Consider the following 24,220-nt stretch of genomic DNA (forward strand, 5'->3'; position numbering starts at 1 on the left):
AGGACTTAACGGGGCTTCAAAGCCTTGAGAGGTAAGTGTTTGCCGCAAGGGCGATGCGCGAAATGTGTCAGCGGTTTTTCGCACCCATATTGCGCCAAATTAAAGACGGTGGCGTTTCAACCAAGCGGCGGCATAACCGCAGATGGGCACGATCTTTTGCGGACGGTCGCTTACGGTATCGACTAGCCCTTGCATCAGCTTCCCCGCCGCGCCCGTACCGCGCAAGGCATCAGGAGCATACACATAGTCGATATAAAGCGTGTCGCCGATGACATGATAATCGGCATAGGCGGTTTCGCCCTCAACCGACAGTTCAAAGCGGCTTTCGGCGGTATTGTCGATAACGGCAGTGGCCATGAGTGTCGCTCCTTGAAGATCGACTCCAAACATGAGACCGCCCGTGTAAACTTTCAATAGAGCTTATAATTACACGACAAAGTACACTGAGCAGAGCGAACGACTTTGGAGTGAGATGGGGCCGGAGCGAAGCGACTAGCGACCAAGTGGGAGCGCAGGCTGCGCGCCGCCAAGGGCCTGTGGCCCTGAGCGCCAGAAAAAAGCATTTCTGAATTTTCGGAGAAAATGAGGAGATGGTGGACCCGACAGGGATTGAACCTGTGACCCTTCGCGTGTGAAGCGAATGCTCTCCCGCTGAGCTACGAGTCCGAACCAATTGCGAGGAGCGGTGCTTTAACCGCTCAAAACGCCGGTGACAAGTCTTTTATCTCAGGCAGGCGGCGACCGCTTCAGGTAGTTCGCGGAAATGGTGGATAAGCCGGTCGGGCTTAAGTTCAGCCACCGGCGTGTCATTATAACCAAAGCTGACCAGTATTGACGGCACGCCGGCATTGCGCGCGGTTAGAAAATCGGTTTCTGAATCCCCGATCAGCATGGACTGGCTGAGGTTTAAGCCCACAAAATCGGTGCAGGCCTTAAGGTGTTCCGGATCGGGTTTTTTATTAGCCACGCTGTCGGCACCGACCACAGTTTTGAAATGCTCAATCATCCCAAGGCGCGTCAGCAGCAACACTGATAGATCATAGGGCTTATTGGTGCAGACGGCCAGATGTGCCCCGGCGGTGCGAAGCATGTCCAGCGCCTCGAAAACACCGTCAAACGGCTGGCTTTCATGGTCGATGCGCTCCCGGTACAGCGCCAGAAAGTGCGGCACCATAGCGTCTTCCTGTTCTGGCGTCAGCGACAGTCCCGCCGCGGCAAAACCGCGCTGTATCAACGAGCGCGCGCCCTTGCCGACCAGCGCACGGGCGGCGCTGTGTGGGAAAGGCTCCGCGCCATGTTCTTTCAGAATGTCGTTCAAGGTCCCGATGATATCCGGGGCCGTATCGACGAGAGTTCCATCCAGATCGAAGGCCAGACAATAATCGCGCAAATCGGGCAGGGCAGGCATATAATGACTCGTGAGGTAATAGCGTTTAGTCCTGCTTTGGGCTAAATCCGGTAAGGCTGCAACAGATGAGTCGCGATATGAGCTTAGATTCCACCATCAAACGGGCTGCGGTGATTTTAGCGGCGGGTCAGGGGACGCGCATGAAGTCGCCTCTGCCCAAGGTTTTGCATAAGGTCGGTGGGCGCACCATGCTCGACCGCGCCATTGATGCAGCCTTTGATCTGGGCTGTGACCGCGTGGTCGTCGTGGTCGGTAACCATAGCCCGTCGGTGGGTATTGCCGCCCGTGCGCGGGTTGGCGATCAGAACGTGGTCGTTCAGGACCCGCCGCTGGGGACCGGTCATGCGGTTTTGGCGGCGCGCGATGCGCTGGCTGATTTTGACGGTCAGGTGATTGTCACCTATGCCGACTGCCCGCTGATGTCAGCAGAGGTGCTGTTGCCTGTGTTTGACATGGCCCAGACGACGGAGATGGTCGTTCTGGGGTTCGAGGCGGCTGATCCCGGTGCCTATGGGCGGTTGGTGATCTCTCAGAACCATAATCTATACGCCATTGTCGAAGCCAAGGAGGCCAATAAGGAGCAGTTGGCCATTACCGCCTGTAATTCGGGTGTGCTGGCCTGTGACCGCGCGCTGCTGTTTTCGCTGCTGGCTGAGGTCGCCAATGACAATGCCAAGGGCGAATATTACCTGACTGATGTGGTGGCGCTGGCCCGTAAGCGCGATCTGATGCCGCAGGTGACGTTCGCCTCCGAACAGGATGTCGGCGGCGTCAATGCTCAGGGCGAACTGGCGATGATGGAGGCCGTTTGGCAGACCCGGACGCGGCAGGCATTTCTGCGCGATGGCGTGACTATGACCGCGCCCGATACGGTTTGGTTCTCTTGGGATACCAGGATTGCTGCCGGTGTGACGATTGAACCCAATGTTGTCTTTGGCGACGGTGTGACGGTCGAGACCGGTGCAGTGATACGCGCGTTTAGCCACCTTGAAGGGGCGGTCGTTGGCGAAGGCGCGTTTGTCGGGCCCTATGCGCGTTTGCGGCCGGGGGCTGTTCTGGGTAAGGACGTGCATATCGGCAACTTTGTTGAGGTCAAGAACGTCACGGTCGGCGAGGGTGCCAAGGCCAATCATCTGGCCTATCTGGGCGACGGTGCGGTTGGCGCTAGGGCCAATATCGGGGCCGGCACGATTTTCTGTAACTATGATGGTTTCTTCAAGCATAAGACCATTATTGGTGACGGCGCGTTTATCGGCTCCAATTCGTCGCTGGTCGCCCCCGTGACCATAGGTGCCGGGGCCCTGATCGGGTCGGGGTCGGTGATCACCGAAGACGTCAGCGCCGATGCCCTGGCCTTTGCCCGCTCACGCCAGGCCGAAAAACTGGGCTGGGCCGCTAATTTCCGAGCCGTAAAATCCGCTGAAAAAGCCAGCAAAAAGTAGGGACCTCATGTCAGCCGAAACGCAAAAAGAACAATCGGGCCTTGCCGCCATCGCCTATGTCAAGGACGGCATGAAGGTGGGGTTGGGCACAGGTTCCACTGCCGCTCATTTCGTGAAAGCCCTTGCCGCTAAGGTCAGGGCAGGCATGAAATTGACGCTGGTGTCTACGTCGGTGCAGACGACGAATTTGGCGCAGTCTTTGGGGCTAACTATTCTCGATATCAATGATGTCGGATCGCTTGATTTGTGCGTTGATGGGGCCGATGAAATCGGGCCGGGGCTGGCGCTGATTAAGGGCGGGGGCGGGGCCCTGCTCCGGGAAAAGCTGATCTGGGAGCAGGCGAAAACCTGCATCGTGATTGCCGATGCCGCCAAACACGTCAAAACCCTGGGCGCGTTTGCCCTGCCGATCGAGGTTGAACCCTTTGCCTATAAGGGCACGATCAACCGGATTTGCGATGTGCTGGCCGAATTTGAGATCCAGAAAGTGCCGACATTACGTAAAAAAGACGGCCAGCCCTTTATAACTGACGGGGCGAACCTTATTTTCGATGTACCCTGTGGGCAGATTTCTGACCCTACGGGACTGGCATCCGCGCTGAAAGTCACGACCGGCGTGGTCGATCACGGTCTGTTCCTTGATCTGGCCGAGTTCGCGTTGCTGGGGACTGATGATGGCGTGAAAGTGCTTGAGCCTTAAAGGAGCTAAGTGTTTGTCCCTGTTCTCGAAATACAAAATCGTCTGCGACGGCGATCTGACGGTGTTTGAGGGCAAACAGGCGCGCTTTCATGTCTCGAAAGGCGGGCTGGAGAAATGCGTGCTGATGCACGACACCGCCAAGGCCCCGAAGATTCTTGAAAAGACGTTTCTGAAAACATTATTCACCGCCAAAGACGCGGTGCACTTACGCAGCATCATGCTGTTTTCAGGTGAGGGGGAGATTGCCCTGAGTGCGACTGAGCGTGGTTTTGGTGACGCGATAGACTGGCTGCGGGCCAATGGCTGGCAAATTGATGACGCGTTGGCTCAGTCGGTTGTTAGTCCGGGTGTGCGCACTTTTGTGAGAAAAAAATGACTTACGACTATGATTTGTTTGTGATCGGCGCAGGCTCCGGTGGTGTGCGTGCGGCCCGCCTGTCGGCCAATCTGGGCCTTAAGGTCGCGATTGCCGAAGAAGACCGGCCCGGCGGCACCTGCGTCCTGCGTGGCTGCGTGCCCAAGAAGTTCATGGTCTATGCCTCCGAAGTGCCGGAGCAGCTTAAATATGCGCGCGGGTTTGGCTGGGACATCGGTGACGCGACCTTCGACTGGAACGCCTTCAAAGCCGCCAATGAAAAAGAACTGACCCGCTTGTCGCAGGCCTATGCCGGTAACCTTACGCGCAATGGCGTTGAAATCATCGCCGCCCATGCCGCATTCAAAGACCCGCACACGCTGACCCTAACCCCCAGTGACGGCTCTGCCCCGTATGAGGTGACGGCCAAAACCATTCTGATCGCGGTCGGTGGGTGGCCGTTCCTGCCGCGCCACATTGAGGGCGTGCAGGAATATGCGATTTCCTCGAACGAGGTGTTCAACTTGGCCGAAATGCCGAAATCGGTGATCATCGTCGGCGGCGGCTATATATCGGTTGAGTTTGCCGGCGTGTTGAATGGCCTTGGCGTCGATGTCACCTTGGTCTATCGCGGCGAGCAGATCCTACGCGGCTTTGACGATGAGGTGCGCGACCATCTGGCCATGGAGATGCAGGCGCGTGGTATCAAAATTCTGACCCGCGCCGATCCGGTAAAGCTTGAGAAAACACCCGATGGTATACGTGTGCATCTCAATACGGACATAGATTTGATGGCTGATCAGGTGCTCTATGCATCGGGCCGCAAGCCCAAAACCGAAGGCCTTAATGTTGAGGCCGCGGGCTGTGAGATAGAACTGCATGGCGCCATTAAGGTCGATGATTATTCGCGGACCTGCGTGGATCATATCTGGGCGGTGGGGGATGTCACTAACCGCATGAACCTGACGCCGGTGGCCATCCTCGAAGCCGTGGCCTTTGTTGAGACCGCGTTCAAGAACAACCCAACGACCTATGATTATGAGAATATCCCGACCGCGGTATTTTCCCAGCCGCAGATCGGCACGGTGGGTTTGACCGAGCAACAGGCGATTGAGGCCGGTATAAAGTTCGATGTCTACACCACCCGTTTTAGGGCGATGAAGACGACCTTTGTCGGTGGGGAAACCCGCGTCCTGATGAAACTGATCGTTGAGCAAGGCTCAGATGTGGTGTTAGGATGCCACATGGTCGGCGCCGATTCTGCCGAAATCATTCAGATGGCCGGTATTGCCGTCAAGGCGCGCCTGACCAAGGCGCAGTGGGACGCGACCTGTGCGGTGCACCCGACGGCTGCGGAGGAATTTGTGACCTTAAAGGACAAACGGGTCTGACCTCATGAAGTTACAGGCCCTGACCCCCATTGATATGGAGCTGCGCCCGCCAAGCGCAGAGGCGGTCGCACCGGCGGCAGCCGTGACGGGTCTGAAACCCAGCCTTTATATGCGCATTGTGTTCGCAGGGATGCTGGCGCTATTTCTGCTATTCACCTTTGCGTCGCCCTTGGGCTATATCCTGCCGGCGACCTTTGCGGGTTTGCTATGCATCGGTTTCTGGCGACATGCCGGGGTGATCCTTGGGCCCGTTATTGCTCTGGGGCTGGCCCTGATGTGGATATTATATCGAGCGTCCGTACCCGAAGGCGCGGATTTTTCGGACTATGAGACCTATGAAAAGCTGGTCTGGCTTAAGGCGTGTTTGCAGGCCGTCTGTTATGTGCCGGTGGTCATTGCCGGGTTTCGCCTGTCACTGCCCGATGCTCAAAGTCTGATGAAGGGCTTCACATGGGGGGCGTTGTTTCTGGCGGGATTGGCTCTGTTTGAGGCCGCAACCCAAGCGCGGGTTTATATGGCACTGGCCGAAGCTTTGGGCATGCCGATCCGACCCGATCTGGCGGTCGTCAAGATATCGCTGATGAGCTATGGCCTGATGATGATCTATTGGCCGATGATGCTCTATTTCAACCAGACAGGCGCCAATCTGCCGCGCGTTTTACTGACGGCTTCGGTCGCCATTGCCCCGTTTTTTACCGGAGCCAATGCGCCGACCCTGGCGCTGGTGGCGTCTGTTATTATCTTTTTCGTCGTCCGTCGCTGGTCGACCTTGCGTGGTGTAGGTATCGAAAAGTACATCGCCATTGCGGTCTATGGTGTGATCTTGGGCTTTCCGTTGCTGATCAAGTTTGCCCATGAGCAGGGCTGGCTGATCGCATTGAAAAATAACCTCCCGCCGTCGTGGCTGGCGCGGGTTGAAATCTGGGAATATGCCGCCAACCGCCTGTTTGAAAAGCCGCTGATGGGCTGGGGCTTTGACACCAGCCGCATGTTTAGCCCGCACATTCCGCTGCACCCCCATAATATGCCGGTTCAGGCAGCACTTGAACTGGGCTATGTCGGCTTGGTACTGGTTGCCGTTCTGTGGCTGGTCAGCATCCGCCGTGTCGGTAAGACGCCTGATGCGCAAATAATCAGCCCGGACCACCTGTTATGGACCGACCCTAAGCCCTATATGCTGGCCACGATGACGGCGTTTTTTGTCTTTGCTTTTCTAAGCTTTGGCTTGTGGCAGGAATGGTTTCTGGCGCTGGCGGCTATGTCGGTATTTATTGCCCTGATGGCGCAAAAAGCGTCGTTACAGGTGATAATGTATCAAAATAAACTATAAACATTTGACTTTACTGAACATTTGCTTCGCTAAAGTTCGGATGTTATACATAAAGACGGATACGGCAATTCTCACACAATATCCGGCATGACGCCGGATATTTTTTCTTTAAGCGTAATACAAATGAAAAGGTTCGCCGCGAGGGGCACATTTTCATGAAAGTGTTGGATATGGTAAAGAACTGGTCTCCCCAAAGCTGGCGGTCGCATCCCGCCCTTCACATTCCGGACGATTACCCGGATCAGGCGGCACTTTCGGCGGTAGAGGCCGAACTCAGCACCCTGCCGCCGCTGGTGTTTGCGGGTGAGGCACGCAGGCTAACCTCGCATCTGGGTAAGGTTGCCGCAGGTGAAGCCTTCCTGCTGCAAGGGGGCGATTGCGCCGAAAGCTTTAAGGAATTTTCCGCTGATAATATCCGCGACACTTTCCGGTTGATCCTGCAGATGGCGGTCGTGCTGACCTTTGCCGGCGGCAAGCCGGTAGTTAAGCTTGGGCGTATCGCCGGTCAGTTTGGTAAGCCGCGCTCGTCGTCGATTGAAACCATCGGCGGTGTGACCTTGCCGTCTTACCGTGGCGACAACATCAATGGCATGGAATTTACCCCCGAAGCCCGTCTGCCCGATCCACAAAGATTGTTAAAGGCATACCATCAGTCGTCAGCGACCCTCAACCTGCTGCGTGCCTTTGCAACGGGCGGCTATGCTGACCTCTACAATATTCACAAGTGGACGCTTGGCTTTGTTTCGGGGTCTCCGCAGGGTGAGCGTTACCGCGAACTGGCCGATAAAATCAGTGAAACCCTGTCGTTCATGTCGGCTATTGGTATCACGTCGGAAAAGGCGCAGGAAATCCGTCAGGTTGATTTCTTCACCTCGCATGAAGCGCTGTTGCTGAACTATGAGCAGGCGATGACGCGCGTGGATTCGACATCAGGCGACTGGTACGACACTTCGGCCCACATGCTGTGGATCGGTGAGCGCACTCGTCAACTGGACGGTGCTCACGTCCACTACATGAAGGGCATCAAGAACCCGATCGGTGTCAAATGTGGCCCGACGATGGAGCCTGATGACCTTAAGCGTTTGATCGATGCCCTCAACCCCGAAGCCATTCCGGGCCGCCTGACCCTGATTGGCCGGTTTGGATCGGATAAGGTCGGCGATCGTCTGCCGCGCCTGATGGCAGCCACGAAAGCTCACGGTGTGCCGGTGGTCTGGTCGATTGACCCGATGCACGGCAATGTCGTGAAGGCCAATAATGGCTATAAGACCCGTCCGTTTGATCGCATCCTGTCGGAAGTCCGCTCCTTCATTGACGTGGCGGCGGCTGAGGGCGTTCACCCCGGCGGTCTGCATCTGGAAATGACGGGTCAGAACGTCACCGAGTGTACCGGTGGTGCTTTTGCACTGTCGGAAGAAGATTTGGGCGACCGCTACCACACGCACTGCGATCCGCGTCTCAATGCTGATCAGGCGCTGGAACTGTCGTTCCTGGTGGCCGAGCGTATGCACAGCCTCAAGCAAAAAGCCTCTAAGGCTGCCTAAGCAAGGGGGCTAGCCCCCTTGACCCATTACGTTCAACGGTTAACCGGATCAAATCTGGATGTGCCTTAAATTTTGGGTGCAGGGGCCTTGGCCCCTGCTTCCTGACTTTTACTTGCTGCCAAACTCGGCTATGAGCGCGGCATGAAACCGTTTCTGCCGACACCAATCTTCCATTCCTATAAAGCGGCCTTCACTGAGCTTTACACCCTGGCGTGGCCGGTGGTGATTTCGCGCCTGTCGATCATGCTGATGGGGTTGGCCGATACGGTGATTGTTGGCCATTATTCCTCTAAGGAGCTGGGTTACCATTCGATGGCCTGGGCGCCGACCAGCATATTTCTGGTGACCTCGATTGGGCTTTTGGTCGGGTTGCAGGTCAAGACATCCCACTATCTGGGCGCGGGCGAAACCGGCCGCATAGGTGCTGTCTTTCAGCGTGGGATGAGCTATGCACTGGCGCTGGGGCTGGGATCGATGATCCTGCTGCTGCTGGCCGGGCCATATCTGCTCGATCATACGGTCACGCAATCTCTGGCAGAAGGTGCTCGCAATCCGCTGATTTTGTTTGCCATTTCGATGCCGTTTTACATGGTTTCCATCGGCTGTTCGGAATTTTTGGAGGCCTTGGGCAAGACGCGCCAGACCATGTACATGAACATGGCAGGCAACGTGCTCAATGTGGCGCTGCTGATCCTGCTGGTGCCGGGACAGGTTGCCGGGCTTGAGGCTTTTGACGGCGCGATGGGGGCGGCGGTCTCGACCTTTATCGCGCGCATATTCATCATGGTTCTGATGCTGATCTATGTTTTGCGTCTGCCGCAGGCCCGCGACTATGGCATCTTACGCAAACACGCCCCCGATCCGGCGGCGGCTAAGGAACAGCGCCATGTCGGCTATGCGGCGGGCGCGTCATACTTCATCGAAGTCTCAGCCTTTGCGGGCATGACCTTTTTCGCCGGTCGCATATCCGAAGTCGCCGTCGCCCAGTGGGCCATAGTGCTCAACTTCGCGTCACTGGTGTTCATGGTGCCCATGGGACTGGCGGTCGGCTGTTCGGTATTGGTGGGGCGGGCTTTCGGCGCGCGCGACCGGGACGCTATCCGCCGTATGGGCCGCGTCAGCTTTACCGCGGCGGGCGCATTCATGGTGCTGGTCGTCGTCGGCGTTTTACTGTTCTCAGGGGCTATGGCGCGGGGGTACACGTCTGATCCGGCCCTGATTGCGGGCGTTCAGGTCTGTCTGCTGCTGGCGTGCGGGTTCTTCATCCCCGATGGGGTTCAGGTCGTGGCGGCGCAGGCCCTGCGGGCGCGGCGTGACGTGGTTACGCCGACGGTACTGCACTACATATCCTATGGTGCGGTCATGCTACCGCTGGGTTATCTTTTTTCGCAAGTTATGGGCTTAGGCGTGCCGGGCCTGATCTATGCCGTCATTATTGCCAGCCTGATGTCCGGCAGTTTTCTGGTCGGGCGGTTTATATGGCTGGACCACCGGCAGGTCGCCCTGCCAGCGGTTTAAATATGTGCTAGGTTTTGGTAAGTCCGAACATCCAGCCTTCTTCGCTGGCGGCGATGGCCTGATCAGCTTCACTTAAGCCCGCAGGTGCGGCAAACCAGGCCCCCAGATCGCCCTTATCATCAACCTCGGCAATAGCCTGCGCGGTCAGGCGCGTGGCGGTGGCGTCCTTGACTTCAGCCGGTTCCGCCTCACCCTTGAACAGGGGCGGGTAGACCTCGGCAATGACGGTCGATACGCCGTCAAGATCGCTCTCGCTCAGTTTGCTAAAGCCGGTCTCCAGCGGCCACAATTTCGCGCTGTCGCCCAAGCTTTCCACCAGCGCTTTAAGGGCAGGAACCCCAAGGAAGGTCTGGCCGCCGCCGGTGCCCGCGCCATGCATTTGCCACTGGCTTTTGGCGTGCAGGGTCTTGGGTTTCAAGGCGTGGGTCGCGACCTCGGTCAGGCGGTACTCAGGGAAATCGCCAAATGAGTCGGGCTTAAGTGTCGACAGCCACCGTTGCGCGGCTGATTTCGGCGCGCCCCAGAACGGGTAAGCTTCATCCGTCATCAGGCGGTTGATCTTGGCGGCAACGGCAAAGCGGTTGTTGGTGTTGTCGGCCTTATCGACAATGTTTTGCGCCAGAAATTTCCAGATCGCCTGCCAGGGCGTGCCCTCCAGTTTCAGGCGCTCAGACGTGCCGCGCGGCAAGCCTAAGCCGAAATCGACACCTAAGAAAATCCGGTCGCCGCGCTTATGCAGGTCAGCCAGAATGGTCTTGAGCAGTTCAATGGCCGCCTGACGGGTGGCCGGATTGTGGGCCTCATAGGACAGGCGAAAACGCACGTCGCGTTTCATGACGCCGATCCATACCGAGGATTCGCCGGTCTTTTTACCTTCGGCTGCGCTCCAGCTCAAAATCACATAGGCGCCAAACAGTCGGGACACGCGCGTACTCCTGCGGATAGTCTTGGGAAACGGCGCGTCTAGGTGCGCCTTGAATTCAAGGCGACGCTTGTAGCCTGATGAGGGAGGGGGAAAAAGCCCATAATTGTGAATTTGTGCCGCCCTCACGCAAAATGTGTTTCCAATCCGTGGATGAACCTGTGTAAAAACCCGAACGGTCAGGGGCCTATGAGGTAATTTATGTCCAGAATTTTGAAGGCCGGTGTGGCCGGTGCCGGTGTTTTCGGCGGTTATCACAGCGGTAAATATAAGCAGGCCAGCGATATTGAATTTGTGGGCATATATGACCTCGATAAGTCGCGTGCGCAGGCTTTGGCGGAGGCGCAGGGCTGCAAAGCCTTCGGCGGCGATGAGTTGAGCGCGTTTCTGGCGCAGCTTGATGTGATTACGATTGCCACACCTGCCTTTGCCCATGCGCAGGTGGCGCTTAAGGCGCTTGAGGCCGGGGTGCATGTCTATGTCGAAAAGCCGCTGGCCATCAATGTTGATGATGGTGAAGCGATGGTGTCGCTGGCCGCCGAAAAGGGACTGGTTCTGGCCTGCGGCCATCAGGAACGGGCGGTATTCGAAGCTATGGGGCTTTATGATGTTCCCGAAGCGCCGCTAAGCCTTGAGGCGGTACGTAACGGCACGGTCAGCGCGCGTAATCTTGATGTGTCGGTGGTGCTGGATCTGATGATCCACGACCTCGATCTGGGCTTAAGCTTAGCGCACGGGGAGGCGGGCGGTGTTGACGCTACAGCCCGCTATCGTCAGGCAGAAGGTTACAAAGCCACAGGTGCCGATGAGATGACGGCTGAGGTTAAATTTGACGATGGTTTTGTGGCAACCTTTAAGGCGTCACGTATGGCCGAGGCCCGCGAGCGCACCATGCGGCTGGTGTACCCCAGTGGTGAAGTCAATATTGATTTTCTGACCCGTAAGTTCGAGAACACTACGCCATTTGCTCTGAATGCTGATTTTGCCGAAGCTGAGATTGCCAAAGATCCGCTCGGCACCAGCGTGTTCCGGTTTCTGGATACTGTGCGCGGTGAGCGGGCCAAACCGCTGGCTTCAGGCGAAGAAGCGCTCAAGGCACTGCAGGTGGCGCTGGCGATCGATGAAGCTGTGGGGCCGTAATCCTCACTCGCCCTTGAATACAAACCCCAAAAACAGCACGGCCCAGCCCCCACTCATCAGCCAGTATTTATGTTCACTTAAAAAGGGCAGGGGGCGGGCGTAGCCGAACAGGCTGCCGATCACCAGCGCCGCCGATAGCAGGCATAGCAATAGCGTGGTCGCCGTCAGTTTCATCGCAAACTCTACCCCCAAAGCGGCAAGGGCCTGAACCTTGCCTTTTGCTGTCGCTATCTATTCAAATTTCCGTGATAAGATCAACGGGAATTTTGTGACAAGTTGATTGAAGCCCGCGCCTTAAATCGCTAAATACCGGCTATGATCCGACTATTTATTCAGGAACAGCACGGGGCCTATAGCACCGGACTTGTCATTCCGCTCAATATTGACCAGAGCCGTTATCTGGGCGCGGTTATGCGCCTCAGCGTCGGGGATGAGGTCGCCATTTTCAATGGTGTTGATGGCGAATGGCGGACGCGCATTCACACCCTGACGAAGAAAGCCTGCCATCTGGAACTGGTCGAACACATCAGGCCGCAGCCCGATGTGTCCGGCCCGGTGCTGCTGATCGCTCTGGTCAAACGGGCGCGTCTGGAAACCATTATCGAAAAAGCGACCGAACTGGGTGTCGCGCAAATTCAACTATTGATTACGCGCCGCACCAATGCCGATCACACTAATGTCAGCCGGTTGCAAGTGATCGCGCAGGAAGCGGCCGAACAGACTGAGCGCCTGGATGTGCCGCAGGTTCTGGCGCCGATAAAACTTGAAAAATGGTTGATGGATGAGGCTGATATCCCGCTGATTTATGGCGATGAAGACTCTACCCATGACGGCAATTCGATCCCGCCCATGCTGGTTGCCTTAAGAGACATCACAGGTCCGGCGGCTATACTTATCGGCCCGGAAGGCGGCTTCGATGAGACTGAGCGCCGCACGCTAAAAGCCTTGCCCCACGCCGTCGCCGTTAATTTGGGACCGCGGATATTGCGAGCGGATACGGCGGCTATCAGTGCGCTTACCCTCTATCAGGCCGCCTGCGGGGACTGGCGGTAAGGGGCACTTTAGTTTTTCTCGCTTTATTGATCCTTGCCCGCAGTTCATGCACGTAACTTCAAAAGAATATGCGCGTGCGCGCTTGTATTCATCCAAAGACCCGCACATATAGAGCCGGAACCTTTCCGGTTACAGTTTCAAAGACTTACAAAGATACAGGTGTTTCATGGCCTTAAAGGAAATTTCAAAGCCTATAGAGAGCCATGACGAACTGATCGCCTATTTCGAAAGCGGCTGTAAACCGCGCAAGGACTGGCGCATTGGTGCCGAGCACGAAAAGTTTGTCTTTGATCTGAAAACGCTGCGCCGCCCTAGCTACGAAGGCCCATACGGTATCAAGGCCATGCTGGAGGGCCTGCAACGGTTTGGCTGGGCGCCGGTATTCGAGGACGGCAATGTCATTGCCTTGCTTAGGGATGGCGCCTCGGTCTCGCTGGAACCCGGCGGGCAGTTCGAGCTGTCCGGTGCGCCGCTGGAGACCGTTCACGATATTTGTAATGAAACGGGTCAGCACCTTGAAGAGGTCAAGGCCGTGGCCTCCGAAATCGGCTTGGGATTCTTAGGCGTAGGTTTTTCGCCCCTGTGGACGCGGACGGAAACGCCGGTTATGCCCAAGGGTCGCTATAATATCATGCGCAGCTATATGCCCAAAGTTGGCGGCTTAGGCCTTGATATGATGCTGCGCACCTCGACCATTCAGGCCAATCTTGATTATTCGTCCGAAGCGGACATGATTTTGAAATTCCGGGTATCGCTGGCCTTGCAACCGATTGCGACGGCCCTGTTTGCCTGCTCGCCGTTCACTGAGGGCAAGCCCAACGGATTTTTATCGGCCCGCGCCAATGTCTGGACCGACACCGATGCCGATCGCACAGGCATGTTGGGTTTTGTCTTTGAGGACGGCTTCGGGTTTGAGAGGTATGCCCAATATGCCCTTGATGTACCAATGTATTTCGTCAAACGCTATGGTGCGCCCAATGGCGGCTACATCGATGCGTCGGGCCAGAGTTTCCGGTCTTTTCTGAAGGGCGAACTGCCCGCCTTGCCGGGTGAATTGCCAAATATCGACGACTGGGCGGATCATTTGACGACCTTGTTCCCGGAAGTGCGTTTGAAGAAATACCTTGAGATGCGCGGCGCTGATGGTGGGCCGTGGAGCCGGATTTGCGCACTCCCTGCGCTTTGGGCCGGGATTTTGTACGATCAGACTTCCCTCGAAGCGGCGTGGGATATGGTCAAGGGCTGGAGCCTTGAGAATCACGACACCCTGCGCGGCATGGCGGCTAAAACTGGCCTGAAAGGCATGATTGCCGGGCGTCCGGTTCAGGAAATCGCCCTGGAGACCCTGAACATCGCCCGTGAGGGCCTGAAACGCCGGAATCGCCTGTCGGGCGGCATGGTCGATGAAACTGGGTACCTGAGCGAACTGTTCGAGATCGCCGAAAGCGGCATCACACCCGCTGAGCATCTTCTGGAAGCATACCACGGTCGCTGGGGCGGGGATGTAAGCCACCTCTACGGGGAATATGCTTATTAAATTCCTCGGATTGTCCCGTTTGAAACAATCTGACTTGCCAAAATTTTATTTTGCTGTTCTTTTCGTGACGTATATACGACATATTTAGTATACCGTATAAAATGTTGCGTCAGCCTCACAAAGAGACCTAAGCAGAATGATAAATATCGTTATCGCCGCCGGCGTTATTATTACGATTTTGACGGCGATTCCCGTCGTCATGCAGATGCGCAACCACCCGAAGGGTTTGTTTGTGCTGTTTTTCGCCGAAATGTGGGAGCGCTTTTCCTATTACGGTATGCGTGCGCTTCTGATCTTTTACCTGACCAAGCATTTCCTGTTCAGCGATGAAAAGGCCAGCCAGCAATACGCCTCATACACGACCCTTGTATATCTCTTGCCGCTGATCGGTGGGTTGATGGCCGATAAGTATTTGGGGACCCGTAAGGCGATTGTGTTCGGGGCTATTCTACTGGTGCTTGGGCATGGCGGCATGGCGCTGGAAGGCTCACCCAACGTGCAAACCCTGACCCATCAGGGTGCAACCTATGAATTCGTGCGTGAAGGCAGCCATATGTCCAACCCGCTGCTGAAGGTGGGGGATGAAGCTTATGCGGTGGCGCCGACCAAGTCCGGCGGGCTTGAGATTGTGGGTCTGCCAGCCGGTTCGCCTTTGCCTGCGGTACTTGAGTCAGGATCGTTTGAGACCGGTGTCAAGAAAATCACGCCGTGGGCGGAACATGCGTTCTTCCTGTCGATTTCGCTGATCATCATGGGGGTCGGCTACCTTAAGCCCAATATATCCTCGATCGTCGGCCAACTTTATCCCGACAAGGACCCCCGCCGCGATTCGGGCTTTACGCTCTATTATTATGGTATCAATCTGGGTGGGTTCTGGGCGGCCATTCTGTGTGGCTTGCTGGGAGAAACCTATGGCTGGGGCTATGGCTTCGGTTTGGCCGGCCTTGGGATGTTGGCCGGTCTTGTTGTGTTCGTGCTCGGCAAACCGTGGCTTCAGGGTAATGGAGAGCCACCGGTGCCAGAGCAACTTAAAAAGCCGGTCGCAGGCCCGATCAGTCAGGAATGGTTGATTTATGGGATTTCCATCCTGGCCTTGCCGGTTATCTATTTCATGGTTCAGCGCAATACGCTGGTCGGATGGGTGCTGCTGGCGTCATCGGTCGCTATCATTGGTTATGTCATTATGATGATGGTCACTAAATTCTCCAGAGAAGAGAATTTCCGGCTGGGTCTGGCGTTTGTATTGATCTTTGCGTCCGTGATATTCTTTACATTGTTTGAGCAGGCGGGGTCATCGCTTAACCTGTTTGCGGGCCGTAATACCAACCTTAATTTGATTGATACGCCGGTAATTTTTAACCTTTTGGGGCAAAGCGTTGTTCTGGCCACGCCCGCGCAACTGGCGGCCCTCACAGTCCCGACGGGCTATATCTTTGTCGATATGACGCTGACGGCCTCACAGGTACAATCGTTCAACTCTGGCTTTATCCTGATATTTGCGCCGGTCTTTGCGGCTGTTTTCACGTTTCTTGGTCGTCGCGGGGCAGACCCCGATCCGGTCAAAAAATTCTCATTCGGTCTGGTCAATGTGGGCTTAGGGTTCATGCTGCTGGTGTGGGGGGCGAATTTCGCTGACGGTGCATTCCAGGTGCCACTGATGTTCCTGGCCCTGACCTACCTGCTGCATACCTGGGGTGAACTGGCCCTGTCGCCGGTCGGCTTGTCGCAGATCACCAAGCTGTCGCCGCCGGTTATCGTCTCGACCATGATGGCGATCTGGTTTCTGGCTTCATCGGCAGCTCAGTATCTGGCGGGAATCATCGCAGGTCTGACGTCAACCGAAACCGTGGGCGGGCAGGTGTTGGATCAGGAAGCGGCGCTTAAGTCATCTCTGGATGTATTCTGGACGATTGGCCTGTGGGGCGTCGGTTTGGGCGCCGGCCTGTTTGTGCTGTCGTTCTTCATCAAGCACTGGTCTTACGGTGCCAATGACACAACTAGTGAAAGCGCTCACTAAACTGGCTTAAGGGTCTGGTGGCGATCACAGGATATCAGGTGATCATTGACCAGACCCACCGCCTGCATGAAGGCATAGACGATGGTCGGGCCGCAAAACTTATATCCTTTGGATTTCAAAAGCTTCGACAGGGCAACTGAGGCGTCGGTTTGCGCCGGAATTTGAGTGTTTTCGGTATAATGATTGACCTGCGGTTTGTAATCCTGAAGGGCCCAGATCAGGTCTGACAACTCAATGCCCTGATCGCGCAACTTCAGAGTGACCCGCGCATTATGGATGGCGGAGTTGATCTTGGTACGCGACCGGATGATACGGGCGTCATTCATCAACCGCTCAATATCGGCGTCATCAAAGCTGGCCACAATTTCCGGATCAAAACCCTGAAACGCCTCACGCAGGGCAGCGCGCTTACGCAAAACCGTGATCCACGACAGCCCCGCCTGAAAACCATCCAGCACCAGCTTTTCATAAAGGGCACGCGAATCATAAACGGGCGTGCCCCATTCTTGGTCATGATAGGGGCCGTATTCGGGATGAGCTTCGGCCCAAGGACATCTCATTAGGTTTATCCGACGGGGTTGGTGATCGCGATATGGGGCTGCAACCAGTCGGGTATGTCAAGCATGGCGCTCTGTCCGCTGACGGTCAGAGCGCCGTCGATGCGATCCAGCCGCATCAGGCCCAAGGCGCGGGGTGCCTGTGCAGCCAAAACCTCACCGGCCCGGCGTTCACCGTTCAGCACCTCAGTTTCAAACGGCGCGTCGACGGTGACCTTAAGTGGCAGAATACGGTTCTTGATCTGGCCGCGCCGTTTCATGCGCGACGTGGTTTCCTGACCGACAAAACAGCCCTTTTTGAAATCGATAGCTTCGAGCAGATCGAGATTGGCATCGATGGGGTACATATATTCGCGCGGATAATCGAACACAGGATCGCTCAGACCATGGGGCAGGCGATAGTCTATCCACGCGCTAAGTTCTGCTGTGGCAATTTGCGGTTTGTAACTAAGGCCTAATTGGCCACCCTGACCGATAATGGCAGCGCGTGGGTCTTCACTGAACCCGGCAGGCAGTGGGCCGCCAAAGGCCACAAACACAGGGTTATCCAATTTCGACAAGGTGATCTTGGCCCTCAGCTTATAGAGGTTTAGGCGCGTGAACATTTCATCGCGCAGATCACGCGGAATATCGAGCCAGGCTTCTTCGGCCGACACGGTATAGATAAAGGCATCGGTGATCATCTTGCCTTGCGGCGTCAAAAAGGCCGCGTAATAGAGCTGGTTCAACCGGCCGGCCTCGACATCAGCCATGATCTTATCGAGGTTGATGGTCGACTGGCCTTGCAGAAATTTGGCCCAGTCCGGGCCAGCAAAGCCAATCAGGGCGCGGTGGGGCAGGGCGGCAATCTGGGTCATGGCGGGTTCCTGAACATCTCAACCTTATTTGGGCGCATTCAAGTGTGGCTGCAAGGTAAACTGCTGCGTAAACACGGTAAAATGTCTGGCCTAGTCCCTCTCAAAAGGTGTAATAGGCCGCCATAAATCCAAACTGAACGGAGCCTGTCATGCCCACATATGACATGATTATCAAAAATGCCGATATCATCAATCACGCGGGCCGCGGCATGGGCGACATCGCCATTAAGGATGGCAAATTCGCAGGCTTTGGTCATTTTGATGCCACCGAGGCCGGTGAGGTGTTTGATGCATCGGGTCTGCTGGCCATGCCGGGGGTGATCGACACCCAAGTGCATTTCCGTGAACCGGGCCTTGAGTGGAAAGAAGACCTAGAGACCGGCTCTCAAGCCGCCGTCATGGGCGGGGTTGTGGCGGTGTTTGAAATGCCCAACACTAACCCCAACACCATCGACGTGGCGACCTTTGAAGATAAGCTGAAGCGCGCCCACCACCGCATGCACTGCGACCATGCTTTTTATGTCGGTGGCACCCATGAGAACATCCATCATCTGGCCGAGCTGGAGCGCCTCAAAGGCTGCTGCGGGGTCAAGGTGTTTATGGGCGCCTCGACCGGTTCCCTGCTGATTGCCGACGATGCCGGTGTGGCGGCAGTGCTTAAGGCCGTCAATCGCCGCGCCACCTTCCATTCAGAAGATGAATACCGCCTGGCCGAGCGTCGCCCGCTGGCCCGTGAAGGTGACTGGACCAGCCATGATTATGTGCGCGATGCCGAATCGGCCATTCAATCGACCCACCGCTTGGTGCGACTGGCGCGTGAGGCGGGAAAACGCATCCACGTTTTGCATGTCACGACCGCTGAAGAAATCGACTTCCTGTCTAAGAATAAGGATATCGCTACCGTCGAGATCACGCCGCAGCACCTGACCTTGGTGGCGCCCGAAGCCTATGAGCGTCTCAAAGGACTGGCCCAGATGAACCCGCCGATCCGTAATCAGTATCATGTCGATGGCCTGTGGCGCGGCATCCTTCAGGGCGTGGCCGATGTGCTGGGGTCCGACCATGCGCCGCATACTCTGGAAGAAAAATCAAAGCCCTATCCGGCCTCGCCATCGGGTATGCCCGGCGTGCAGACCCTGCTGCCGGTCATGCTGACCCATGTCAATAACGGTAAGCTGTCGCTGGAGCGGCTGGTGGATCTGACCTCAGCAGGCGCCCAGCGCGTGTTTGGTGTGGCCGGAAAGGGCCGGATGGCCGAAGGCTATGACGCCGATATTACGCTGGTCGATATGAACCATAAGCGCGTGTTGAAGCATGAAAACATGCGTTCACGCTGCGGCTGGACGCCGTTTGATGGCTTTGAGGCGCACGGCTGGCCCAAGGCGACCATTATCCGCGGCAAGGTGGTTATGCGCGACGATGAGATCGTTCTGCCGTCGAGGGGTGAGTCCTGCCGCTTCATGGAAACATTATAAATCGCGGTCTTTGGGTGATTAGTGCGTCGCTGTCGCTAGGAGGTATCTAATATACCTCCGTCGCTTAGCTCCTGCTACTCACCTCAAATCTCACGATTTATGGACGGTTGGCTATAAATAAAAACCCCGCAGGTTAGTGCCTGCGGGGTTTTTATTTTGGTTCAGAGGTTCAGCTTAAGGCTTCACATCCGAAACATAGGTGCCGTTGCCTGGGATTTTGCAGGTTTCATAACCGGCACGATTCTTGGCGATATTACAGGCGATGATGTCCTCAAAGGTCTTGCGTGACTTGGCAAGGGCGGCGATATAGCCGCGCTTGTTGGAGCACGCCAGCTCGACCAGAACGCCGTCAGTGTCAGTTAGGCCGGCATAGCGGGCTTCCTGCACGTCACAATCCTTCTTGTCGGCCTTGGCAAGGGCATCGAGATTGGCCAGCAGAACCGTAGCCGGAGTCAGGGTACACTCACGCTTACGGGCAATGCCGGTATAGCAGTCGAACACATCGGCCTTAGCGGTTGAGCCTTCGTTAGGGAAGAAACCCATTACCCCAAAAGCCTGCTCAGGGCATTTGAACTCGACGAAATCACGGTTGGTCTGAGTTTGGGTGCCGACGACATTATAGGCTTCGACCGTACAATTGATCCCGGCTTGTTTCAGAGTGGCGGTATAGGTGGCGTTCTGTCCGGCAACCAAAGACGCTGAGTCTGTGTATTGGCAGGGGCCCAGAGTGCCCGCATTGGCGCAGCTTATCTTGGCCAGATAGTCGCCATTGGTTTTGGCGCGGACGAGGAAACCGGCCTCATTGGCGCAGCCGAACTCGTAATAGTCTTCGTTGTCGGCGGTGACGCGACCGATCAGGCGGGAGTTGTTGACCTGACACGAAGCCGACGCCTTTTGCGCCAGAGGCTTGATTGCGGCAATCGCCTGCTCGCGGGTCGTGAACTGGCAGGTGACTTTTTTCAGTTCCATGACCAGACAATTATCAAAGGTACTCGTGTTGGCCGATCCGGCGCGCGCCAGATCCAGGATGCCTCCGGCACCGGCCGCACAGCCCACTTCATAGCGGTCAATCTTGGCTTCATCGCTGCTGCCCAGCCAGCGGGCATTATTGACGGTACAGGCCGTGCTCAGCTTCTGCACAGGTTCCTGAAGCCACGCATAGTGGTTCACATTGGCAGGCAACAAACACTTGGTAGCTTTTGGGTCGATTGCGTTTTGAGACCAGGCTTGCGTGCAGTTGAAGGTTGTGGCGATGGTGCCGTCGGCATTTTTGGCCAGAATATAGCCAGGCCCCGCCTGACAGGCGACTTCATACACGACGATCTTGGATTTTTTACCATCCGTTGCCGTGGCTGTGCTTTCGCCGATAAAGTGGGCGTCGCTAAGCTGGCAAGGAACGCCGGAGGTGGTCAGCAACGCCGGCGCATCGGCCATGCCCTTGGCGCGGGTTTTGTCCGTCACCTTCACGTCAGCGGCCAGAGCCTGACCCGCGCCCATGACGAGCACAGCGGCCGCAACCATTGCCGGAAGTTTGCGGGCTATTGAGAAAATGTTCATCGTAGTTTCCCGAGAGAGTGTTTTGAAATACCTCAGCGCAACGGCCTTGACCCGGCTTATAAGGGGTGGTGTTGTCATATTTATACGCAAACTGCCTACAGGATATGGCCTAAGCATGGCAAGACCATAAAGGCGCTGCGTAATGTTTAAAGACCGCTGAAAATAAAAATTCTATATCGGCATAAGCCGCAGGCTTTAGGAAACGTCATGAGTGAGTGGGTTCTGAGTGAATATACAGATGGCATCGTCCATGTGCGCCTTAATCGCGCACTCAAAAAGAATGCTCTGACGTCGGATATGTACCTAGCCCTGAGTGAGCATATCAAAGCCGCAGCAGCGGATATTCAGGTGAAGGTTGTCGTTCTAAGCGCCGAGGGCAGCGATTTTTGCGCGGGCAATGATATCCTTGATTTTATGCAGTCGGGCTTTCTGAATGGCGGCGTTGAGGACTTGCCGGTTTTTCAATTCCTTAAGTCTATCAACTATTTCCCCAAGCCACTTGTGGCAGCCGTTCAGGGGCAGGCCGTAGGCGTCGGCACCACCATGCTGCTGCATTGCGATCTGGTTTATCTAACGGTTGATGCGCGGTTATCCTTGCCATTTGTGCAGCTTGGTCTGGTGCCGGAAGCCGGTTCCAGCCGTCTGTTGCCGAAACTGGTCGGGCATCAGCGGGCCTTTGCGTGGATGACCTTGGGCGAGGCGGTGACCGCCCTTGAAGCGCTACGGCTTAATCTGGCGACGGCGGTTGTTGATGATGATGTTTTAGGCGCGGCCATGACAGCGGCGCAAAAATTGGCCAAATTGTCGCCGTCGGCGCTTCGTCACACCAAATCCCTGATGCGCGACCCTGACGATCTGTGGGCGGTGATTGTGGAAGAGGGGCGCATTTTCCGGGAGCAACTGGCATCCTCCGAAGCGGCCCAAGCCTTTGCCGCCTTTATGAAAAAAACCGCCTGATCACGATGGCCAACCATAGAGTTGTCACAGTTTGACGGTCTAATTGATTTGACGCGGATACCCCCGCGTTATAAAGCGCGCGCTCCCGGTGGCTTTAGTTCGTTTGGCCGGATCAGGTTGAGGTTACGGATTTGCCCTTGGACGCATATCTTTACAGCGACACGACGAACGCACTGGTGGTAGCGCCGGAGGCGGCGCATCAGGATTCGGCTATAACTAACCTTATCTATAAGGTTTTTGGTCCTGGACGCTACGTTAAGACGGCTGAGCGTCTGCGTGAGGGTAACCACCCGTACTCCGATCTTAGTCTGGTCGCCATGAAGGGGGAAACCCTAATGGGCTCCGTCAGATTATGGCCGGTCGTCGTAAAATCTGATGATACTGAGACGAGTACCGAAGTGGCCTTTCTGGGGCCGATTACGGTCGATCCGGTCGTGCAGGGTGGCGGTATTGGCTCGCAATTGGTTGAAGCGGCGCTTAATAAGGCGTTTGCGAAAGGCTTGAACGCGGTGGTTCTGGTCGGGGATTTTGACTACTTCAAGCGGTTCGGGTTTGAGCGGGCGCAGCTTTCCCTGCCGGGGCCCGCCGACCCTAAGCGTATCCTGATCGCCTATGCGCATGGTGCGGCGCCGCTTACAGGTAAGGTCAGTGTCCGGCGCTGATCTGGAAAGCCGGTTCGCTCTGGTTGAGGGCTATCCGGTAGAGCTCTGGAACCCAAAGCTGTGCGGCGAGATAGACATTGTTGTTCGCGCCGACGGTTCGTGGTGGCATGAAGGTGTGCGCATTGAACGTCAATCATTGATATCCTTGTTTGCTAAGCTGTTGCGTCATGATGACGATGGTTACTACTTAATTACGCCGGTTGAAAAACTGAAAATCACCGTCGAGGATCTGCCGTTTTTCGCGGTTGATTTTGATTGTGAGGGTGAAACCTTGGTTTTCAGCACAGACCAGAATGAGCGCGTGACGTTAGGGGCTGAGCATCCGCTGGCTTTTGATGGTGACGATTTGCGGCCACGGATCAGAGTGCGCCATAATTTGTGGGCGCGGGTAACGCGGGCCGCTTGGTATAGGCTGGTTGACATGGCCGATGTGCAGGGAGATCGGATCGTAATCGGATCGCAGTCATTTGATCTTAAACCCAGCGTGATTTAGACTCCCCAGCGAATGTGTCGGAATCAATATTGATGAAGCTTGATCTGCCTGCCTCTATGCATACCGGAGCGACCCTGGATGTCTTTACCGCGCTGGAGGCAAAGGGCGGGGCAGGGTGCGTGCGCTTTGTCGGCGGATCGGTGCGCAATCTGATCATGGGTTTGCCGGTCAGCGATTTTGACCTGTCGACGCAACTGACGCCCGATGATACCGAAGCCGCCCTTGATGCCGCCGGTATCCACCATATCCCGACCGGCAAGGCGTTTGGCACCATCACGGCTGTGGTGGATGGTGAGACCTACGAAATCACCTCTCTGCGGCGCGATGTGGAAACCGATGGAAGGCGGGCGGTGGTCAGTTTCACGACCGACTGGACCGAAGACGCTCAAAGACGCGACTTTTACCTTAATGCGCTTTATGCCGATATTCGCGGGCAGGTTTACGATCCGACCGGCAAGGGGCTTGAGGATGCTCATGCGCGTGTGGTGCGGTTTATCGGTGAGGCCGAACAACGCATCTGTGAGGACTATCTGCGGATTTTGAGATTTTTCAGGTTTTCAGCGGCTTATGCGTCATCTCTTGATGCGGAGTCTCTGGAGGCTTGCGTGCGCCTGAGATACGGTATCGATGGCCTGTCGGGGGAGCGCCTGCTTCAGGAACTGACCAAGATGCTGGCCTATAGTGGCGCACCGCCTGTGTTTAACCGAATGTGGGAAACCGGCATAATGTCGCGTATCCTGCCCGCCCTTGAGTATGATCCGGTGCAGTCTGCGGTGCTTACACGCATGGTTCAGACGACCGGCGATATAGAGCGGCGGTTTATGGCTCTGCTGGCCCAAAGCGCTCAGGGGCAGGTCTATTTCAACGGGCATGTGTCAGCCGTGACCGATGTGCTTTCAAGGTTAAGAGTATCAAATCGTACCCGGCAAAGATTCGAGGCCATCGGCACGGTCAGGTGTGCGCTGGACGGTGGCTATCCCTTGCGTCGCGCACTCTATGATTATGGTCGCGATGCCGTGACGGATGAAGCCTATCTCACCCATGCGCAGACCGGGGCTGATCTTGCCGGGCCGATAGCGGTGCTTGAACATATGACTGTGCCGGAATTTCCCCTAACGGCGCGGCATCTCATGGCCGCAGGGATTGAGGCAGGCCCTTACCTTGGCCAGACCCTGAAGCGCATCGAGGCGGACTGGCGCGCACATGATTTCTCACAAAGCGTGATAGATCGCGCCCTTGACGAACTTAACAAACAGCCAAAAATAAGCGGCGAGTAAGATTGCCGCCTTACCTTACTCCTTGGGG

23 protein-coding genes and 1 tRNA gene are annotated in these 24,220 nt (G+C 56.2%); 16 read left to right on the forward strand and 8 right to left on the reverse strand.

Translation table 11 applies throughout. The features are described 5' to 3' along the window. Positions 1 to 99: 99 nt before the first annotated feature. The 3 genes from IE102_RS11300 to gph form a co-directional block, all read right to left on the reverse strand. Positions 100 to 357: a GNAT family N-acetyltransferase gene (locus IE102_RS11300; protein WP_189486677.1), complete on the reverse strand. Its 258-nt coding sequence runs from the start codon at positions 355 to 357 to the stop codon at positions 100 to 102. Positions 358 to 591: 234 nt separating this feature from the next. Further along, positions 592 to 666 (reverse strand) — tRNA-Val (locus IE102_RS11305). A 55-nt stretch (positions 667 to 721) separates the two neighbouring features. After that, the gene (gene gph, locus IE102_RS11310) at positions 722 to 1,408 is read right to left on the reverse strand and encodes a phosphoglycolate phosphatase (protein WP_189486684.1); all 687 of its coding nucleotides are present in this window, start codon (positions 1,406 to 1,408) and stop codon (positions 722 to 724) included. Between the two features lie 77 nt (positions 1,409 to 1,485). Here gph and glmU point away from each other — a divergent pair, with 77 nt between their 5' ends. The 7 genes from glmU to IE102_RS11345 all read left to right on the forward strand — a co-directional run bounded on the left by glmU (position 1,486) and on the right by IE102_RS11345 (position 9,688). Further along, on the forward strand, positions 1,486 to 2,850 hold the full coding sequence (gene glmU / locus IE102_RS11315; protein WP_189486686.1) for a bifunctional UDP-N-acetylglucosamine diphosphorylase/glucosamine-1-phosphate N-acetyltransferase GlmU: 1,365 nt from the start codon (positions 1,486 to 1,488) through the stop codon (positions 2,848 to 2,850). A 7-nt stretch (positions 2,851 to 2,857) separates the two neighbouring features. Then, positions 2,858 to 3,550: a ribose-5-phosphate isomerase RpiA gene (gene rpiA / locus IE102_RS11320; RefSeq protein WP_189486688.1), complete on the forward strand. Its 693-nt coding sequence runs from the start codon at positions 2,858 to 2,860 to the stop codon at positions 3,548 to 3,550. A 13-nt stretch (positions 3,551 to 3,563) separates the two neighbouring features. Beyond that, positions 3,564 to 3,926, forward strand: a complete 363-nt coding sequence (locus IE102_RS11325; RefSeq protein ID WP_189486689.1) for a hypothetical protein — start codon at positions 3,564 to 3,566, stop codon at positions 3,924 to 3,926. Beyond that, a complete protein-coding gene (gor, locus tag IE102_RS11330; RefSeq protein WP_189486691.1) occupies positions 3,923 to 5,296 on the forward strand; it encodes a glutathione-disulfide reductase in 1,374 nt (457 codons plus the stop codon). Before IE102_RS11325 ends, gor begins: the two co-directional genes overlap by 4 nt. A gap of 4 nt (positions 5,297 to 5,300) precedes the next feature. Continuing rightward, positions 5,301 to 6,626 (forward strand): O-antigen ligase family protein, encoded by a 1,326-nt coding sequence (locus IE102_RS11335; protein ID WP_189486693.1) that lies wholly within the window; start codon positions 5,301 to 5,303, stop codon positions 6,624 to 6,626. A gap of 170 nt (positions 6,627 to 6,796) precedes the next feature. After that, positions 6,797 to 8,170, forward strand: coding sequence for a class II 3-deoxy-7-phosphoheptulonate synthase (locus IE102_RS11340; RefSeq protein ID WP_189487384.1), 1,374 nt, complete (start codon positions 6,797 to 6,799; stop codon positions 8,168 to 8,170). Positions 8,171 to 8,311: 141 nt separating this feature from the next. Then, on the forward strand, positions 8,312 to 9,688 hold the full coding sequence (locus IE102_RS11345) for an MATE family efflux transporter (protein ID WP_189486695.1): 1,377 nt from the start codon (positions 8,312 to 8,314) through the stop codon (positions 9,686 to 9,688). Positions 9,689 to 9,695: 7 nt separating this feature from the next. Here the strand turns inward: IE102_RS11345 and IE102_RS11350 are convergent, their stop codons facing one another. Next, positions 9,696 to 10,613 (reverse strand): cobalamin biosynthesis protein CbiG, encoded by a 918-nt coding sequence (locus IE102_RS11350; protein ID WP_189486697.1) that lies wholly within the window; start codon positions 10,611 to 10,613, stop codon positions 9,696 to 9,698. A gap of 198 nt (positions 10,614 to 10,811) precedes the next feature. Between IE102_RS11350 and IE102_RS11355 the strand changes: the two genes are divergently transcribed. Beyond that, complete coding sequence (locus IE102_RS11355) at positions 10,812 to 11,750, forward strand: Gfo/Idh/MocA family protein (RefSeq protein ID WP_189486699.1); 939 nt, start codon at positions 10,812 to 10,814, stop codon at positions 11,748 to 11,750. 3 nt (positions 11,751 to 11,753) lie between these two features. Here IE102_RS11355 and IE102_RS11360 read toward each other — a convergent pair whose 3' ends face one another. Further along, on the reverse strand, positions 11,754 to 11,924 hold the full coding sequence (locus IE102_RS11360) for a hypothetical protein (protein ID WP_189486701.1): 171 nt from the start codon (positions 11,922 to 11,924) through the stop codon (positions 11,754 to 11,756). A gap of 141 nt (positions 11,925 to 12,065) precedes the next feature. Between IE102_RS11360 and IE102_RS11365 the strand changes: the two genes are divergently transcribed. The 3 genes from IE102_RS11365 (at position 12,066) to IE102_RS11375 (ending at position 16,357) form a co-directional block, all read left to right on the forward strand. Beyond that, entirely contained in the window at positions 12,066 to 12,803 is a 738-nt protein-coding gene (locus IE102_RS11365) for a 16S rRNA (uracil(1498)-N(3))-methyltransferase (RefSeq protein ID WP_189486703.1), read from the forward strand. 166 nt (positions 12,804 to 12,969) lie between these two features. Further along, positions 12,970 to 14,340: a glutamate--cysteine ligase gene (locus IE102_RS11370; RefSeq protein ID WP_189486705.1), complete on the forward strand. Its 1,371-nt coding sequence runs from the start codon at positions 12,970 to 12,972 to the stop codon at positions 14,338 to 14,340. A gap of 136 nt (positions 14,341 to 14,476) precedes the next feature. After that, the gene (locus IE102_RS11375) at positions 14,477 to 16,357 is read left to right on the forward strand and encodes a peptide MFS transporter (RefSeq protein WP_229807720.1); all 1,881 of its coding nucleotides are present in this window, start codon (positions 14,477 to 14,479) and stop codon (positions 16,355 to 16,357) included. Here the strand turns inward: IE102_RS11375 and IE102_RS11380 are convergent. Both IE102_RS11380 and ygfZ read right to left on the reverse strand, forming a co-directional pair. Then, a complete protein-coding gene (locus tag IE102_RS11380; protein ID WP_189486707.1) occupies positions 16,354 to 16,917 on the reverse strand; it encodes a DNA-3-methyladenine glycosylase I in 564 nt (187 codons plus the stop codon). The two genes, IE102_RS11375 and IE102_RS11380, sit on opposite strands and share 4 nt — an antisense overlap. Before the next feature lie 5 nt (positions 16,918 to 16,922). After that, entirely contained in the window at positions 16,923 to 17,771 is an 849-nt protein-coding gene (gene ygfZ / locus IE102_RS11385; protein WP_189486709.1) for a CAF17-like 4Fe-4S cluster assembly/insertion protein YgfZ, read from the reverse strand. A 149-nt stretch (positions 17,772 to 17,920) separates the two neighbouring features. Here ygfZ and IE102_RS11390 point away from each other — a divergent pair, with 149 nt between their 5' ends. Further along, the gene (locus IE102_RS11390) at positions 17,921 to 19,246 is read left to right on the forward strand and encodes a dihydroorotase (protein WP_189486711.1); all 1,326 of its coding nucleotides are present in this window, start codon (positions 17,921 to 17,923) and stop codon (positions 19,244 to 19,246) included. 174 nt (positions 19,247 to 19,420) lie between these two features. Here IE102_RS11390 and IE102_RS11395 read toward each other — a convergent pair whose 3' ends face one another. Continuing rightward, positions 19,421 to 20,803 carry a hypothetical protein gene (locus IE102_RS11395; RefSeq protein ID WP_189486713.1) on the reverse strand — a complete coding sequence of 461 codons (1,383 nt, stop codon included), beginning with the start codon at positions 20,801 to 20,803 and terminating at the stop codon, positions 19,421 to 19,423. Between the two features lie 207 nt (positions 20,804 to 21,010). On the opposite strand from IE102_RS11395, the gene IE102_RS11400 reads away from it, so the two are divergent. The 4 genes from IE102_RS11400 to IE102_RS11415 all read left to right on the forward strand — a co-directional run bounded on the left by IE102_RS11400 (position 21,011) and on the right by IE102_RS11415 (position 24,192). Beyond that, the gene (locus IE102_RS11400; protein ID WP_189486715.1) at positions 21,011 to 21,760 is read left to right on the forward strand and encodes an enoyl-CoA hydratase-related protein; all 750 of its coding nucleotides are present in this window, start codon (positions 21,011 to 21,013) and stop codon (positions 21,758 to 21,760) included. 137 nt (positions 21,761 to 21,897) lie between these two features. Further along, positions 21,898 to 22,422: a GNAT family N-acetyltransferase gene (locus IE102_RS11405; protein ID WP_189486717.1), complete on the forward strand. Its 525-nt coding sequence runs from the start codon at positions 21,898 to 21,900 to the stop codon at positions 22,420 to 22,422. Beyond that, positions 22,409 to 22,915, forward strand: coding sequence for a DUF1285 domain-containing protein (locus tag IE102_RS11410; protein ID WP_189486720.1), 507 nt, complete (start codon positions 22,409 to 22,411; stop codon positions 22,913 to 22,915). The genes IE102_RS11405 and IE102_RS11410 overlap by 14 nt, the downstream gene beginning before the upstream one ends. Before the next feature lie 32 nt (positions 22,916 to 22,947). Further along, positions 22,948 to 24,192: a CCA tRNA nucleotidyltransferase gene (locus IE102_RS11415; RefSeq protein WP_189486721.1), complete on the forward strand. Its 1,245-nt coding sequence runs from the start codon at positions 22,948 to 22,950 to the stop codon at positions 24,190 to 24,192. The last annotated feature ends 28 nt before the right edge of the window (positions 24,193 to 24,220 follow it).

The sequence above is a fragment of the Asticcacaulis endophyticus genome (assembly GCF_014652575.1).
GTDB classification, from domain to species: Bacteria; Pseudomonadota; Alphaproteobacteria; order Caulobacterales; family Caulobacteraceae; genus Asticcacaulis; species Asticcacaulis endophyticus.

Excerpts from the sequence above, each read along its gene's own strand:
- IE102_RS11300 (WP_189486677.1), bottom strand. The coding sequence starts at position 357 with ATGGCCACTGCCGTTATCGACAATACCGCCGAAAGCCGCTTTGAACTG.
- gph (WP_189486684.1), bottom strand. The coding sequence starts at position 1,408 with ATGCCTGCCCTGCCCGATTTGCGCGATTATTGTCTGGCCTTCGATCTG.
- glmU (WP_189486686.1), top strand. The coding sequence starts at position 1,486 with ATGAGCTTAGATTCCACCATCAAACGGGCTGCGGTGATTTTAGCGGCG.
- rpiA (WP_189486688.1), top strand. The coding sequence starts at position 2,858 with ATGTCAGCCGAAACGCAAAAAGAACAATCGGGCCTTGCCGCCATCGCC.
- gor (WP_189486691.1), top strand. The coding sequence starts at position 3,923 with ATGACTTACGACTATGATTTGTTTGTGATCGGCGCAGGCTCCGGTGGT.
- IE102_RS11335 (WP_189486693.1), top strand. The coding sequence starts at position 5,301 with ATGAAGTTACAGGCCCTGACCCCCATTGATATGGAGCTGCGCCCGCCA.
- IE102_RS11340 (WP_189487384.1), top strand. The coding sequence starts at position 6,797 with ATGGTAAAGAACTGGTCTCCCCAAAGCTGGCGGTCGCATCCCGCCCTT.
- IE102_RS11345 (WP_189486695.1), top strand. The coding sequence starts at position 8,312 with ATGAAACCGTTTCTGCCGACACCAATCTTCCATTCCTATAAAGCGGCC.
- IE102_RS11355 (WP_189486699.1), top strand. The coding sequence starts at position 10,812 with ATGTCCAGAATTTTGAAGGCCGGTGTGGCCGGTGCCGGTGTTTTCGGC.
- IE102_RS11360 (WP_189486701.1), bottom strand. The coding sequence starts at position 11,924 with ATGAAACTGACGGCGACCACGCTATTGCTATGCCTGCTATCGGCGGCG.
- IE102_RS11365 (WP_189486703.1), top strand. The coding sequence starts at position 12,066 with ATGATCCGACTATTTATTCAGGAACAGCACGGGGCCTATAGCACCGGA.
- IE102_RS11370 (WP_189486705.1), top strand. The coding sequence starts at position 12,970 with ATGGCCTTAAAGGAAATTTCAAAGCCTATAGAGAGCCATGACGAACTG.
- IE102_RS11375 (WP_229807720.1), top strand. The coding sequence starts at position 14,477 with ATGATAAATATCGTTATCGCCGCCGGCGTTATTATTACGATTTTGACG.
- IE102_RS11380 (WP_189486707.1), bottom strand. The coding sequence starts at position 16,917 with ATGAGATGTCCTTGGGCCGAAGCTCATCCCGAATACGGCCCCTATCAT.
- ygfZ (WP_189486709.1), bottom strand. The coding sequence starts at position 17,771 with ATGACCCAGATTGCCGCCCTGCCCCACCGCGCCCTGATTGGCTTTGCT.
- IE102_RS11390 (WP_189486711.1), top strand. The coding sequence starts at position 17,921 with ATGCCCACATATGACATGATTATCAAAAATGCCGATATCATCAATCAC.
- IE102_RS11395 (WP_189486713.1), bottom strand. The coding sequence starts at position 20,803 with ATGAACATTTTCTCAATAGCCCGCAAACTTCCGGCAATGGTTGCGGCC.
- IE102_RS11400 (WP_189486715.1), top strand. The coding sequence starts at position 21,011 with ATGAGTGAGTGGGTTCTGAGTGAATATACAGATGGCATCGTCCATGTG.
- IE102_RS11415 (WP_189486721.1), top strand. The coding sequence starts at position 22,948 with ATGAAGCTTGATCTGCCTGCCTCTATGCATACCGGAGCGACCCTGGAT.